At 42.3% G+C, this 15581-nt stretch carries 14 protein-coding genes; all 14 read right to left on the bottom strand.

Going from position 1 to position 15581, the window contains the following annotated elements:
- Positions 1-193: 193 nt before the first annotated feature.
- Positions 194-2080 carry a DUF4084 domain-containing protein gene (locus KNQ18_RS07530; RefSeq protein ID WP_058713527.1) on the bottom strand — a complete coding sequence of 629 codons (1887 nt, stop codon included), beginning with the start codon at positions 2078-2080 and terminating at the stop codon, positions 194-196.
- A gap of 210 nt (positions 2081-2290) precedes the next feature.
- Positions 2291-4558 carry a putative bifunctional diguanylate cyclase/phosphodiesterase gene (locus KNQ18_RS07525; protein WP_215084313.1) on the bottom strand — a complete coding sequence of 756 codons (2268 nt, stop codon included), beginning with the start codon at positions 4556-4558 and terminating at the stop codon, positions 2291-2293.
- A 233-nt stretch (positions 4559-4791) separates the two neighbouring features.
- Positions 4792-5970, bottom strand: coding sequence for a hypothetical protein (locus tag KNQ18_RS07520; protein WP_215084311.1), 1179 nt, complete (start codon positions 5968-5970; stop codon positions 4792-4794).
- A 37-nt stretch (positions 5971-6007) separates the two neighbouring features.
- On the bottom strand, positions 6008-6346 hold the full coding sequence (locus KNQ18_RS07515) for a hypothetical protein (RefSeq protein WP_215084309.1): 339 nt from the start codon (positions 6344-6346) through the stop codon (positions 6008-6010).
- 18 nt (positions 6347-6364) lie between these two features.
- Entirely contained in the window at positions 6365-6646 is a 282-nt protein-coding gene (locus tag KNQ18_RS07510; protein ID WP_215084307.1) for a hypothetical protein, read from the bottom strand.
- Positions 6647-6679: 33 nt separating this feature from the next.
- On the bottom strand, positions 6680-6922 hold the full coding sequence (locus KNQ18_RS17290) for a hypothetical protein (RefSeq protein ID WP_251133314.1): 243 nt from the start codon (positions 6920-6922) through the stop codon (positions 6680-6682).
- 585 nt (positions 6923-7507) lie between these two features.
- On the bottom strand, positions 7508-8362 hold the full coding sequence (locus KNQ18_RS07500) for an NmrA family NAD(P)-binding protein (RefSeq protein WP_167507556.1): 855 nt from the start codon (positions 8360-8362) through the stop codon (positions 7508-7510).
- A gap of 53 nt (positions 8363-8415) precedes the next feature.
- Complete coding sequence (locus tag KNQ18_RS07495; protein ID WP_215084305.1) at positions 8416-8835, bottom strand: RrF2 family transcriptional regulator; 420 nt, start codon at positions 8833-8835, stop codon at positions 8416-8418.
- A 36-nt stretch (positions 8836-8871) separates the two neighbouring features.
- Entirely contained in the window at positions 8872-9165 is a 294-nt protein-coding gene (locus KNQ18_RS07490) for a hypothetical protein (protein WP_149427258.1), read from the bottom strand.
- Positions 9152-10030 carry an NmrA family NAD(P)-binding protein gene (locus KNQ18_RS07485; RefSeq protein WP_214769791.1) on the bottom strand — a complete coding sequence of 293 codons (879 nt, stop codon included), beginning with the start codon at positions 10028-10030 and terminating at the stop codon, positions 9152-9154. Before KNQ18_RS07485 ends, KNQ18_RS07490 begins: the two co-directional genes overlap by 14 nt.
- Positions 10031-10263: 233 nt before the next feature.
- Complete coding sequence (locus KNQ18_RS07480; RefSeq protein ID WP_214804832.1) at positions 10264-10782, bottom strand: hypothetical protein; 519 nt, start codon at positions 10780-10782, stop codon at positions 10264-10266.
- Positions 10783-10802: 20 nt separating this feature from the next.
- A complete protein-coding gene (locus KNQ18_RS07475; protein WP_214804834.1) occupies positions 10803-11273 on the bottom strand; it encodes a DUF7878 domain-containing protein in 471 nt (156 codons plus the stop codon).
- Positions 11274-11301: 28 nt separating this feature from the next.
- Complete coding sequence (locus KNQ18_RS07470; protein ID WP_214804836.1) at positions 11302-12195, bottom strand: DMT family transporter; 894 nt, start codon at positions 12193-12195, stop codon at positions 11302-11304.
- Positions 12196-12361: 166 nt separating this feature from the next.
- Positions 12362-15580, bottom strand: coding sequence for an ABC transporter permease (locus tag KNQ18_RS07465; protein WP_215084303.1), 3219 nt, complete (start codon positions 15578-15580; stop codon positions 12362-12364).
- Between the last annotated feature and the right edge of the window lies 1 nt (position 15581).

The raw sequence follows: 15581 nt of genomic DNA, 5'->3' as shown, positions 1-15581 counted from the left end.
CGGAGGATTTTCCTGATGAGACAATTGACGAATGTTTACATTCATAACTGTATTCTTCTTACATTTTAAGATGAATTAGCGAACCACTATTTTTATTAAATATAATATCAATTAATAAAAACCAGCATCTGATAAATAATCAGGTGCTGGTTTCATATTCTAAAGAGTCTATATCCAAGACAAATAAGTTTTTTTAACTCGGCATATGTTGAAGTTCATTATAAAGAACGTAGCTTCCTGAGGGAATGTCTTTTGCGCGATACATGGCGAGATCCGCGTGCTGTAGCATCTCGAGCATACTCGAGGCATCCGTCGGATAGCAGGAGATACCGATGCTTGGCGGACAAGAAATCATATGATTGGCAATCTCATAAGGTGCTTGTAACGTGCTCAACAACTGATTTGCAATACGATGAAGTTGTTCGTATGATTTAACATTCTTTAAAAGTAATGTAAATTCATCACCGCCTTGCCGTGCCATCATGTCAAAATCCGCATCGAATGATTGTAGTCTTCTAGCGACCGCTTTCAATAATTGGTCACCGACATCGTGTCCCAGAGTATCGTTGACTGCTTTGAATTGATTTAAGTCCATGAAAAATAAAGACACATTTGATGGAGGATGAAAAGAATCACTTTTAATGAGCTTTAACAGGCGTTCTTCGAACGCAAGGCGATTGAATAATCCTGTCAACGCATCATGATAGGCAAGGTATTGAATACGTTGTTCATTTCGCTTTATTTCAGTCACATCCTTACCGATACCGAAGATTCCAACAATTTCGTTTTGGACGATGATTGGAACATTGGTGATGTTCATATACATACTGGAACCGAATGCATTTTCAACAACGGTCTCATAACTTCGGGGCATACCTTTAAATACTTCCTTTAGTTCTTCTGCGACCGTCATCCGATGTGTATCTTTGACATAGCGAAGGCTATTTTGACCCATCAAGTCGGTCTTAGAGACGCCGAGAAGATCGCTACAGGCAGTATTCGCACTATCAAATTGACCTTTAAGGTCAGTTGAGTACACTGGATCTGGATGATATTCGAACAAGGATTTATACCGTTCTTCACTTAATTCAAGCGTTTGTGCTTGATCGTAGTAGCGACGGACTAATTTATGATTCTCGATAATAATTAAGACTTGCCGGGTAATGACGAGTAAAATGGAAAGTCCTGAACCTACTGTCACGATATCGAAACTACGCGAGTGAAATCCCATGAAGACGAACAGAATCAAGACTCCCCCATAAGGCGTGAGCATTTGAAAAATATTTAACTTTTCGTGATGAGTCGTTAACGTTGTACTTATAGTATTTGGCTGATGTTGAAGACCTGAAAAAGCTAAAACGATCATTGCTATGATGAACAGAGGATCAATTAAACTACCTGAGATGTATGTGTCTTGAGCAATCAAATACAAGTAAACAGAGTCAGCGATTGCTTGTATCGTGACGGCTGCGATAATGAGATACATAGATAAACTTTTATCCTTACTCGTAAGGTTAAAGAATAAAAAGGAAGCGGCGACTAACATGCCCAAGTCTCCTAAAGGGTAGATTAGGGAGACAATGAGAGCATTCATGGTTGCCGCACTCGTATCCAAAATAGGCTCGATTAAAAAGTGCCAAGAGAAGGTACTCGCAACGACTAAAATAATCATGACATCGAATAAAAATGAAATGCGTTGCTGTATAGCTGCATCCTTCAAAATTTTGTAAATCAGAGCGTAAAGCAGGAAGATAACTTGTAGAATGTAAAACACGTCTGGCCATCCTGGAAACGCCACGTTTTTGTGAAAAATATTTTCTGTGAAAAACCAAATCAATTCGGCGATTAAATAACAAAAGGTGCCGAAAGTGATAAGTAACCAGAACTTACGATCATTTGAATCAGCCCATTTGATAGCAATCCTCAAGTAGAGAAGGGCGATCAACAATCCTGCAATTGAAAAAATATTTCCCCCTAGTGCTTCAAGAAATTGAGAATCAGAAAAAGTGACAATCCATCCATAATAGCCTAAAGCATAAAGTAGAATGATGAGGATAAAGCTTTTAGGTTGTTTAAACATGCTATTCTTATACTCCTTCTTATCATATTCACTTAGTATACAATGAGCTTATTTTTTGAAAAGAATTTGTTTATAAAACAGGTCTATACTGGTTTATCAGCAGAGCATCTTAAAATTATTCCTTAAGATCAAGATAGAAAAATAAGTCGCCATCATAAAGTGCATGACATAAATGATCAAACGTCATCTACGGCATGCACTTTAAAATTTTTAGAGAGATGTGGTCTTCAAAACATCTTGTGTTTGAAGCAATGTAACAAATGCGTCAAAATCGATTGGACGAGAGAATAAGTAACCTTGACCGATCGTACATCCGTAAGAAGTAAGAACCTCTTTTTGTTCAATCGTTTCGATTCCTTCCGCTACGACGGTTAAATTAAGATTCAAGCCGAGCTCGATGATCGTCTTGACCATAGGCGATTTTTGATTAGAAAGCAGGCGATCGATAAATGACTTATCGATTTTCAATGTATCAATCGGAAGTTGCTCGAGTACATTCAAGGACGAATACCCTGTTCCAAAGTCATCGATGGATGTTTTAATCTGCGAGGTCTTCAAACATTGCAAAATCGAAACGCTCTCTTTGATGTTTTGAACAATGCTCTCTGTAATCTCAAGTTCGAGCCACTGCGAGTCAAGAGATGTCTCCTCGAGAATCTCGATGACACGCCGGCAGAAGTTTGGACTCTGAAATTGAAGAACAGAAACGTTGACCGATAGAAGTAAGGGTTCAAATCCTAAAAGCTGAAGTTGTTTACTTTGGTAAGTCGCAGTGAATAGGACCCACTCTCCGATTTCATTGATCAGACCTGCTTCTTCAGCGATTGGGATGAACTCAGCTGGTGAAATCCACCCTAACTTTGGATGATGCCAACGGAGCAATGCTTCCATACCAACGATTCTCCCAGAACGAAGATTGACTTTAGGTTGATAGTAGACGCTCAATTGATGCTCACGTATCGCATTTCGTAAATAAGATTCAATTTCAAGCTTTCGTACTAAGTTGGATTGAAGTTCAGTTCCATAGGAAACAAATGCGTAATTTCCATTCTGTTTAGCTTGATAAAGAGCTTCAGCTGTATGAGCCTGTATTTCTTCGATCGTCAAACTTTGGTCAGGAAATACACTGACACCACCATGCGCTACAATATTCAATTCTAGCTCCTTCAAACGGATAGGAGCTGCAAGATGAATAAGTATCTTTTCATTCACAACAGTGATATTAGATCTCTCTGTTTTCAGAAGCACAATCATAAACTCATCTTCACTGTACCGATACATTTTAAAATTCTCTTTCAGTACATGTTTTAAGCGGAAAGATACTTCTTTCATGATCTGTTCTCCAACATGATGCCCGAAAATATCTGTGTACATCCGCACTCGTTCTACTTGAAGCAATATGAAGGCAAGCGGTGCGTGTTCATCTTTGAGGCTATTTTTGGTGTCTTGTAAAAATGATGCACGATTACCTAAGCTCGTTAATGGATCGATATATGCGATTTGGTTTAATTCAGCTAATAATTCACTATTTTTCATGACAGTAAAAGCTTGTCTAATGATGATAAGAAAAAAAATCATGATCCATCCTGTACTTAAGGCATTTAAATTCCAGGCATAACTTTGCATCATTAGGATGGAGAGGATCAAGATGCTCGAATAAGGAAAGATAAATTCTTTTTTAGTTGAGACATTAAGAGCAAATGGATCAATCATATTTCCTTGTCTAGGCTCTTTTTCATGATATCGAGCGGTGTAACCGATAAATAGTAATGCGATAGTCCAAATCAAATCGACACTGCCACCTGATATATAGCTATTCTTAATTGTAAATTGTGCAAAAGTGATATCTCCGATGACTTGTAAAAATAAACCGATGATGAGATAAGTCAAATATGCATTTCGTTTGTTGAATAGAATTAAATAATAAAGCGTGATGATAAAAAAAAGAATTCCTAAATCGGCAATTTGGAAAAGAAACGTGTGGGCGATGTACCACAAAGACTGCTGATTAATCTGATAAAGCGGATAAAGCAGGTAATGATAACTAATTGAAGTCGCGGCTATCATATAAATCATTGTATTAAAGAAGAATGCCGAGTTTGAAAATTTTCTCGTTTGATTCATAAGTTGATTTAACAGGGCAGCAAAGTAAAAAAAGTAAGAGCAGACCCAAGTTAAAGATGATAAGTCCGGTGTATTTATGACATGATTCGTAACAAGTAAGATGATCCAAACAAGTGTGCCAAGGGCAGAAAAACTTGTTCCAAGACCTAAAAACATCCAAAAACGTCTAGCGGATTCATTATTGAGATAACTTTTTATGATCCAACTCGTACTTAAAATACCGACGAACAACTGGACCGTGTTTAATAGAACCAATCGCATCCATTCAGATCCTTCAAAAAAATGGTTCCCATACCAAAACAATAAACCAATTCCGATGGACAGAAGGAAGGGATAACTTATAGTTGTACGCAAAGATTTTTCCTCCCTTATGTTTAAATAGCTTTCAAATAAGTATCGGATATATTGGATTTATATTTAACGTAATGTTCTAATGTCGTTCGGATTTTAAAAATAGCTACTATTAAAATATAGAACTTAAAAATAAGCCTAGTTCTCCCAATTGAGTTGATCTAGGCTTACATTTAGTTTGTTATCGTTTTTTATTTTTTGATTTAAACGATTTAAAAGCTTTTTTACTGTCGTGTCTAGTAATTTGAAGCTTTCAAGTTTACAAGATGGTACGTCGTTTTCGTTCCATTCGTGATGCTGTACGCCAGTACACCGTCATGGTAAAGAGGAATGGAAACCAACTCTTCAAAGTTAGTCAGAGGAGCGACGGTCTTCGCTTTTAAGTTCGCATACATCAACTGATGGATGCCTTCGCGGAAGATGACTTGTGTATTTGAGAGGAACTGAATGCCGTCGATCGTCGTCTGGGCACTGGAAGCGGAATAGTTCAGCGTCTGTTCGTCCAATCCGATGGGTTGGAATATGGCGTCGCCTTCTGTTCCAAGAGCGAGATAGGTACCGCTGCGACTGAAATCAATTAATCCGGATATCTCTTTTTTGTAGGCACCATCCAGCGTCTCAAGCACACGGACGTTCTTTCCGTTGTTAAAGTGAGACGTGTATAAGGTCACGCCGTCATCGCTATCGCGGTGCTCGTATGTGAATAGACCGTCTCGTACCTTTCCTGTTTTTAAGATGAAGGACTGGAGTGGTGTGATCTTTCCGGTTTTTAAGGAATACGTTTTTATCGTGGAGACCGTTTTTTGTGCAGTCGCTTCTTGCGTGATCCAGGAAACCCGAGTTGACGTAACATCGATTCTCGGAGGGGACGTATCGAAGCGACTTTCACCGACATCGAGCGTCGTCACCTGATTCGTCGTAATCTTCAATTGACGAATCGACCATTTTACACCTGTTTTCGTCGGTTGTTCCGTTTCGACCCATAGTAAAAATTCACCTGTACCCGTCATCATCGGGATTGCATGCTTCGTCGCATGGACGATTTTGTTGTGCTGTCGTTTCGTATCGTATGTATAAATGATGCTCTTATTTTCTTGTAGATCCAAGTAAAACATCTGGTTTTGATAAGCATACTGTGGATCGATCGAGACACGGTGTTTGCTTAATAAGGAAGAAAGGTCGTACGTTTTCGTTTGACCTAACGTGACGCGCTCCGATTGCTTTTCTAATTCGATTGCTTGTTGGTTCTTGGTGTCGGTCGTTGCTATCTTGGAGGAAGTGTTCACTTGTTCAGATGACGCGACATTTTTTTTTGCTACACGCGGTGTTGCTTGTTCTTCCATCATGGTACAACCCGCTGTCGTCCAAACGATGGTCGAAAGACAAAAGACAGATGCGAATCGATGTAATTTCATATCGGATAGCTCCTTCGAAGATTTTCGGAAACGTAAGTCAGTGCTGCATTTCATGGGAAGAGGGACTCGGACGACGGGTGTGAAGAAATACGAGATACCACCACTTTAATGTGTAGGCGAAAAAGAAGACACACATCCATGCCCACGGTCGCAGTGTCGTCAATCCTTCGTAAAAATGTCTGAACTCTGTAATGTCAAGACGGTACATGGAGTTCCAAATGAATAATGCACACAGAAAAAGCATGGCTAACATCGCTCGAATCGATGCTTTTCTCAAAGATGGATGCTTGATCGCGACAAAAATTGCACTGATAAGTGTGATGAAAAAGAAAGCATAGAATAATACCCACACCCACATGTCATTGGTTGGACCCATATGTATTTTCCTCCTCAGTTAATCATGGATGCGTCTAGACGATCTTCTAAACAAAATAGAAAGAATGACATCAATCAGTAAGCCGATCAAGAACCAACTGATCAAGGTCAGGATGTAGATCAGGAACAGCGGGACATGGAAGGAATCTAGCCATGTTCCAAGAAAGGATCTTGATTCAAGAAGCCAGAAGACAGGGCTCGTCAGAAACAATAAGATATTTTTGTCGTCGTAGCCGAAGGCATTGAATAGACAGACGGCAAGTGAGAGCAAGGGAAGCCAAAGTCGAAAACCTGTACGCATTGTTATTCATCTCCTGTTTGAGTGGGGTGGGTTTCATCGGACTTGAATCAAAAAGGCGGATAGACCATCGCCGTGTTCATTCCATCCGGCAACGACCTCATAGGTATACGTACCTTGAGCAGACGGTGCGATAAGAATATCGTTTTTTAAAGCAACCTGTGCACTTTTCGTTTTCGAATCCCAGCGTACGACTTGGAACGTATCGGGTTTACGATCAAACGAGAGATGAATCTTTTCAGAGGGTGAGACAATGACGGGTTTACTTTTTTCAGTCATGTGTAGTGCATCGACATAGATCATGTCCGCACATTGTGCACTGAACAAACTGGACCAGCAATAAGAACCTTGGACAGTTGGAATCGCTTTACCGTTTACTTCGACGTCGGGGTCGTAGGGTTCAATACGGAATGGCTCAAAATAGATAAAAAAAGCAACCACGGCAAGTAGTGAGCCAATCAAAATGAATTTAAGGATACCAGCTCCTCCTTTATTGAATAAATAATAGTGTTAAATCGGTAATTAAAATCAATCAAGTCATATATCATGCAGAAGAATCTTCATATAGAATCATTTTCCACAATAAACTATCAAATCCCTTCAAATGGATGAAGGGATTATGAATGAGGCACACGTGTCTCTTTGAGACGACTAGGTGCAATGAAAGAATAGAGGTTAAGAAAGTAGTTATTTGAACTCCTATACTTTTTTTAGACGACTTCTTAGCGCTTAAAGAGCGTAATATCGATTTTGCGAGGAACCTAAATGAAGTGAAACTAGCTATGGTTCTTCAGAATGGAACATATGACGAAACAATCAGCGTCTTTTGAGGAAGTCATTTTCCTTTTACGAAGAATAGAGGAATCAATGCTTCTCCCAGTGGGCTTGATAATCGAGAATATATTGACTTAGGGGAATCGGCTCGGTGCCAGTCACTTCGCGGAATTGACGATTCGTTCGTTTCGTGAGTCCGAGACTAATCGGGAGGTGTAGCATGATGACTTCATTGACGTAGCTTTTCGGATATCCTTTTTGGACCATCTTCATTTGGAAGAATGGAATCGAAGGGTTCGTGTAACGAATCGACTTTCCTAAGAGTAGCGTCATCAGACTTGCAATCTCATGGAAACCGAAAACTTCCTCGCCATGCAACGTATAGACACGATTGAAATGGGGAGCAGGATGTTCGAGGCAATGGATGACGAACGTCGCGATATCCCGGATGTCGATCATGCTTGTCTTCCCAAGACCAGCGGGCGTAACGATCTGCTCGTGAAAACGGATGTCATCACGCATGAAGAGATTCAAATTTTGCATGTAGTATCCGGGACGGATGATCGTAAACGGGATACCGGTCTCTTGAATGATCTTTTCGATCGTATGGTGAGGTGTCAGCGGAAAGACTGGAACATCCTTGAACGAGAGATAAACAATGTGCCGGACTGAGGTGAAGCGCAAATAGCGCAGAAAGAGATGGAACTGTCGTGTTGATACTTGGGACGGATACATCAAAAAGAGTTGATCGACGCCTTTTAACGCTTGTGAAAACGTTGAGATATCGGCGTAGTCCAGGTGACGATAGTGAAAAGCATTGCCGAATTTCTCTGAAGCAGCTGCTGGATCGATGACAGCCGCATGAAAGGGAATATGTCGCTTCATCATTGCATGACCGACGGCTAGTCCGACGTTTCCTGTGAATCCTGTTACTAAAATCGTCATGTGTAACGTCCTTCCTGTACACTTGACTGAACTGCTGTTTGATGAGAAGTAAATCATGATATGTCTAAGAAAAAGTGAGGTGGTAAATCGTCCGCTAATTGCTTTATCGTAACTTGATTGAGCGTATTAAAGAACGAAATCAGTGAAACATCTAATAGTTGATCTAATGCACGTACCTGATAACGCGTTCCCGGGAAAAGCGGACGTTCGAATAATGCGACGACTTCTCCGACCCGGACAGTATGACTCAATGGAAGGAGTTGAACACCACCTTCTCGTCCAGCATGGGTTCGTAAAAGACCTGCTCTTCCTAAAATTGAAATGATCTTCGTAAGATGCTCGTACGAGATGTTACATTGAAGCGAAATATCTCTCGTCTTTACGTATTCTCCTCTTCGTGTCATCGATTTTGAGGTGTGTGCCAAAAAAAGTAATGTCAGTAAGCCATGTTCCGTAGCACGTTTCAACCGCACGATCGCATCTCCTTTCATTTTTGACTGATGATGATTTCAGACAATCAAGAGACAATATCGCGTCATGGAGGAAAAGGGCGCTTTCGTCATGTAAACATGCGTGTAGGAATCATCGAATGTGATCAAAGCAGAAATGAGGTGTGCGCGAATGTACCGACAGGAGAGGCTTCGCCGTTGAGGCGTAATCAGTTCATCTCTTCGAGAGTCGAAGTCGAGCAACAATTGCAATGGGTACTCTGTGAATATCGTCACCTGACAATGAATGCCGAGCCGGTGATAATAATCGACGATGCATTGATGAACGAACAGTGCTCGTTCATGAGTAATCATATGCTTTGCCCTCCTCTTCATTTACCCAATCGGATAGGTGGTCTTTTATATATTGCCGAAGGGTGATCGGTCGTTCACCAATTAGTTCTAGAAAGTGGTTATCCGTCTCATCCGCTAGACCTAATAAGATCGGCACATGAAGTTTGATGATTTCATTGGTTTCTTCGTAAGACAATCCATGTTGCATCATAAAGGACCGGAAAAAATCAATCGACGGGTTCGTATACATGATCTCTGTTTCAAGTTCTTCTCCGAGAAGCCGGGCGACTTCGTAAAAATTGTAAGCCGCTTCACCGCTGATCGTATAGATTTTATTGAAGTGAGTGGCTGGGTTTTCAAGACACGTCATTACGACGGTCGCTACGTCACGGGCATCAATCATGCACGTCTTACCAATTCCTGCCGGTGCGAAGAGGTGTGCATGATCTCGTAACATATCTCGCATGAACATGTTTAAATGCTGCATGTAGTAGCTAGGACGAATGATCGTGTAGGGAATGTCGATTTGGCGAATGACGACTTCAATACGATGATGTGGCGTGAATGGGAGGGATAGAGCGTCTTTGGCTGAGAGGTAGACGATGTGTTGCAGGGCAGTCTGTCTGAGATAATGAATAAAATATTCGAATGTCTCCAAGTCCGCGTTTGCAGGAAATTCGAGAAAGATTTGATCGCATCCTGCGAGTGCCTCTACGAACGTCGAGGCATCTTGGACATCGAATCGACGAAAGTCAAAATGCTCTCCATATAATTCGGAAGCGGCTTGTGGATCGGATACCCCGATGCAAAAAGGCTGTTCTTCCGTGCGCATACGTTGGCTGACGAGCTGCCCGATCGGTGAAGAAAAGTCCGTAATGAAAATCATGGAAAAATTCCTTTCCTCTCTTAGATGAACGAGGCATTACTGATGTTGGAAAGTGGTAAATAAAATACTTGTATTAGTTATATAATACCCTAATTATCTTTCAAATACCGGATAGATAATAGTTCCTGCTAAAAACATAATTAAGTATTCCATTTATTCAATATATGAACCTTAATATTCAAAAAAATTAATTATTAATACTTATGTTTACATATCTAGGTTTATTATGAATATTACTCGACGTACTTGTCGTGAAAGCTATTGTAAAGTTCCGCGTATGTTTCCTTGAGTGACTTAATCGCAGTCGCATCGCCAATAACATCCACTACATCCGTCGACACATACAAAAGGAAATCCGAGTCATGAAAGACGATGTAAGCTGATGTGTGCCCTCGATAGACTTTTGTGCAATAGGAAATGATTTCATTGAGCTCTATATCTTTCACATGTGCATAGACGACACCTTTATGAGCTACTTCATCTTCCACGATATACTCTTTCCAGTTTCGAATCGTGATCGACGAGCCTACTCGTGCCTTTGCTGAATAACGACGAAAACGATGAATGTACGCAGCGACGAATAGAAGATGGATGGATCTGTCTTCTTGAAAAATCGTCTGAAGAATTTCTTTTAACTGCGAAGCATTTAGGTCTTCCATTAAAAAGCGGATACGGCGTTCTGGTGTTGACTGAAAATAGGGTGTTGGCTTCCTGATATCAAGCTCGATCTGGAACTGAGATAAATCAAGCATATAGAAGTCTCCTCATTCTATTAAAGTTTTGGTGACGAATAGGGAATGTGACGGATGAAGACATCCAGCTGAATGTCGAAGTACGCTTCAAGATCGAATCGAAGTTGCCTTTCTAAATCAGACAAGCATGTCACTAAGGTGTCGAGAGGAAAAACAGTGTTCATCCGTTCATCGCCCCAAATCGATTGAATATTTCCTTGATTCGTGGAGGGGACCATCGATACGATTGCCCCTTCTTCATCATGGTCAAACTCCACCGAATAATAATAAAAGGCAGGAATGAATGAAGGCGTCACCGATCTTTTCCACCGATACAACGATTTATAAAACTCGAAGATGGATAACGATGTTTCGAGATATAGTGCATGATCAATGATGATTTTGACATTCGCTTCAATCGACAGAATGGTGGGGATGTCCCTTGCTGAAGCATTTGAAATAGCGTTCGGTGAATTTAAAAAATCATACGTACATATGATTTGAGAAGACATGTTCATCACTCCGGTTCATGAATTGACATTAGCTGAATACTTTATTTCGTTGCCGAAACAGACGAATCCCTAGAGCAATCGAAGCCCCGATGCAACTAAATAGACACCCGATGATTAAAGGAAGAGATAGCGTCGATTCACCGATCAATACTGAAGCAACACCGCCGATCAACGGGAATAGTGCTACCATATAGCCGCTCTTCGCACCACCGATCCGTTCGACGAGTTTCAAATAAAACAGCCACGCAAGAAACGATGCAATCACGGTTAAATACAGTAAGGCAGAAAGATAGGTGACGGTTGTCGGGAGCGTAAGCGGTGTTCCTTGAATCATGACGATTGCGCCCATCACTAAACTCGCGACAGTGAATCCGATCGCATTGGCATGAACCGGGTTGATCCGTTGCTTGGCGTTCCGCGCTGAACTGGCGTCACCCACTGCTGTTAATAGCGTGCCGACCAAGGCAATCAAGACCCCTTTTAAATCGGTCAGTCCATGGATGCTGCCTAGACTCGGAACAATCAGGACACCGACGCCGATGATACCAAAACATCCGCCAATCCAAACGCGCGCATGGAGGGTCTCTTTTAAAAACAAGCGCAGAGCGATTGGTGTCAGAATGACCTTGAGTGAGAAAATCAACGTCACGATCGCGGCAGAGCTTAACATCGTCGCGTAATAGAGACATAAGTAACTCAGAGCGAAGTTACAGACACCGAATACGACGATGAAAGGCATGTCCGTCGCGGTAGGTTTGTTCGTTCGTTTAACGAATAATGCGAATAGGATGAAAAGAACAGCGGTCATCGCTAATCGATAGGTCAAGGATACTTCCAAGGCGACAGGTGTTCCTTGGATTTTGACAGCAATGAAGTTCAGTCCCCAGACGATCAAACAAAATAGATACATGAAATATGTCATAGTAAAGCCTCGTTTAAGTATTTTTATTTCCAATTCTTTTCCTATCTATCATCTTAACAAAAATGGAAGTGTAACAAACGATTTCAGTAAAAATCATCTGTCAGCATAAACAAAAAATCACTGACCGTCATATGACAGTCAGCGATCTAATAGATAGAAGTATCAATCATAATTTGATTTTAACGGTGTAGAGAAAACCGGTGAAGCCTGTTTTTACGTTCATGACGAAGGTATCTTCTGTCTTCGGTACGATGTAGATGACATCAATTTTTGAGTGTAAGGGAGCGTAATAACCTAAGCTTTCTGAATAGGCTTTTTTGTTCAGATTAATTGTTTCTTCAGGAGTGTAGCTTTTCTTTTGACGATCAATCAATGGGAAAGAAGAAGGTTTATAGTCGATATAAGAGTCGGCTGAATCTTCACCCTTTACTTGCATCTCAAGTCTGACGGATACGGCTTGTTTGTTTTTCGGAAGATCCTTAAGCGGAACACGTTTCGCTGAACTGACCATGAACCCCCGTTGCTCTAGTAAGTTTTTATCGCCAGGATAAGTCTGAAGACGACCTTTATTCATCAATTCTTCGATGACGTCTGTATTTTTTTTCTTCGACTGTTTCTTTTGAACCGGTTCACTTGCTTGATTTTTTAACTTTTGTCCGGTCGTTATGACAGTTGGTTCAGCCTTTGGTTGAACTGTAGTCGTTGTCGTCTCTTCTGCTGCAAAGAAGAATAAACTTGCTACACCTGCGACTAATACCGTACCGATTGAACCGAGGGCGATCTTAAATTGACGCTCGGTCGCTTTTTGGTTCGAGAAGACACTACCGATTGCAGCGTTCGGGGTGATTCGAACAGCCCGTTGAGCCGGCAAGAGGGCACCGAGAACTCCCGTGCTGGCAGGAATCAATAACATGATGCTCAAGAAACCAAGTTCACCAGTTGGGAACTGGTTATAGACGAAGCCGATCATCGCAAGAGCGATCAGTAAGCCGATGATTCCAGCGAACAGTCCCGTCATCAATCCTTCACTTAAGACGAGCGACCGGATTTGACCGTTACGCCATCCAGTCGCCTTTAGTACAGCGAGCTGACTTTTTCGTTCGTTGACGTTTTGCCACATGATCTCGGTCGTCGTCAGGATAGCGATGAGTAAAGCAACACCCATCGCAACGTAATGCATCGTGCCGACTTCGAGTGCAACGTATTCACCGAGCCATGTTGCATATAGGACACCTTTCAATCGGAAGGTGATGAACAGGAAGAAAATGAACAGACTTGTCGGCAAGGCGATGGCAACTGTTGAAAGGATCGTCCGTTGCCAATACGTCGCCAACTGATTGATGCTCATCCCAAGGACACTTTGTGCCCGGACGAAGCGACGACCTTTTGAGACTTCACCAGAACGCATGCTTTCGAATGGTTGAATCCGGCGGATGAGCGTCATCGGGACGAGCGTACCGCCCCAGTAAATCAACAGTCCGGCGAGTCCAATCAAGATGATCCGTGATAAGGCAATCGGATGATCCGTCGTTAGCCAGAACGAACCGAGGATCGTCCAAGAAATCAAGGCGACGAGTGTGCCGAGTAACGTTGCTTCTAGGAACAGAAGCTTCGAGAGCTGACGTGGACGCCAACCGAGCGACAGTAAGATCGCGAATTCCTTCTTGCGGGCATAGAGTAAAATGATATTTGAACTAAAGACATACACGAGCGCAACAGCGATGACACTTGCGATGATGCCGCTCATGCCGACTTTCGCTTCTTGGAAGATGGCCATCGACGAACCGAGTTTGATCCAAGGTTGCTGGATCCAACCGAGTGCCGATTCACCTTTTAATCCAGGGAGGTATGTCAGCGCAAGCTGTGGCGAGGAGCCGAGCGTGACATCGGTGATCAGACCGGTCTTGTCCTCGATCTCTTGAGCAACAGCTTTCAACTTTTTCTCACTCGTCGCGTTCATCGTCTCGACACCTTTGACGTTGACACGAATGGCAGAGATAGCTTTATCACCACGTAACTTAAAGGCGGCGTCAAGCGTCGTCAGCATCGATGGTGGTTTCGTCAAGAAGTCATACGGATCGTTCGTCGGTTTGACTTCTCGGACTGGATTGACCGGTTTTTCATTCTTGTCCATGACCCATTGGGCTTTCGCCGGGAAATAGGTCTCCATCGGCAGTTCCGTCAATGGGTCTTTTGAGATGTTCAATTTCTTCGGATCAAAGACACCAATGTAGTTCAAATGCATTTTCGGTACTTTATCAAGGTTACCCGTGTTGTCACCGAAGAGACGAGCTTTTCGATACATAGATCGTTTCGAAATGAGGGCGTCCTTATCGACTTCTTGAGGTGTTACTTGATAGGTGAACGGCCAACGTTTGGCAAAGGGACTAGCAATCGTTTGATACTCGACAGACGATGGCTTTAAAAACATCCAGTCAAAGCTACCACTTGCTTTTTCCGGAACCTTATCTTCGAGAATGTTCTTAATAAGTTGCTTTGATGCTTGCTCTGTCGAAATATAGTATTCCTTCGTATCTTTAACAGGAAGCGTCTTGAGATAGGATTCGCCACCTTTTTTCATGATACTGCGCACCGTTTCAACCATTGAATCTTTGACGAGCGGGATATCGACTTTCTCGTAGCGATAGGTCCGCGAAGCATTGACGTATTCCTGACTGTTCATGATCAATGGGATGTCCCAAACACCGTCACCATAATCGTTCACGACATCGTCCTTCGTGAAATAACGACTATGCGCAGCCTTTTTGGTTGCCTGATCTAGTCCAACGAGTTGTGCTTCTGCTTCCGGATCAATCCCGGCAAGCATCACTGCGCTCCCGTAACCGTAGATAGGAAACTCGCCTAATTCTTGCGGTGAAACATCTCGATTCAATCCGTCACTCTCAGGAGGGAACCAACCGGCTCCGGCAAAGAATGAATAAGATTCTGTTTCTTTCTTTAGCCCGGTATCTTGCATATCCGTAAACGAAATTTTGTAAATGCCCGGTTCTTTGAAATTATAGGTATCCGTTTCAGCATTCGTATTGTAGTTCCCAATCATCGCAATCGGTGCTGCGACTTCGACGTCAGCAATCTGCTTGATCGTCTCATATTGTTTGCGGGTGATCCCGCCATCGAGCCCACTCATGTAGTTCGGTTCGAGCAGGTTCAAGTCTTCCGTCACGCTCCGGCTGCCTTCCGGACGAACGACGATATCGTACGATGAGCCCCAGCGTTTTTGCAGTTCATCGACGACCGTTCCGTTGTTGGCTTGCGTCGTACCGATTAAGTAACTTAGTCCGGTACTGACGATCAGGACGCCGACGAGGAGCAGAATGAACCGCTCCTTGTTGCGCCACCAGGAATTCCAGATGAATTTAAGCATC

It is taken from the genome of Exiguobacterium sp. s78 (genome assembly GCF_018618985.1).
Classification (GTDB): domain Bacteria; phylum Bacillota; class Bacilli; order Exiguobacteriales; family Exiguobacteriaceae; genus Exiguobacterium_A; species Exiguobacterium_A abrahamii.
Note: the sequence above shows the minus strand (reverse complement) of the source record. Positions and strands in the feature narration are given on the sequence as shown.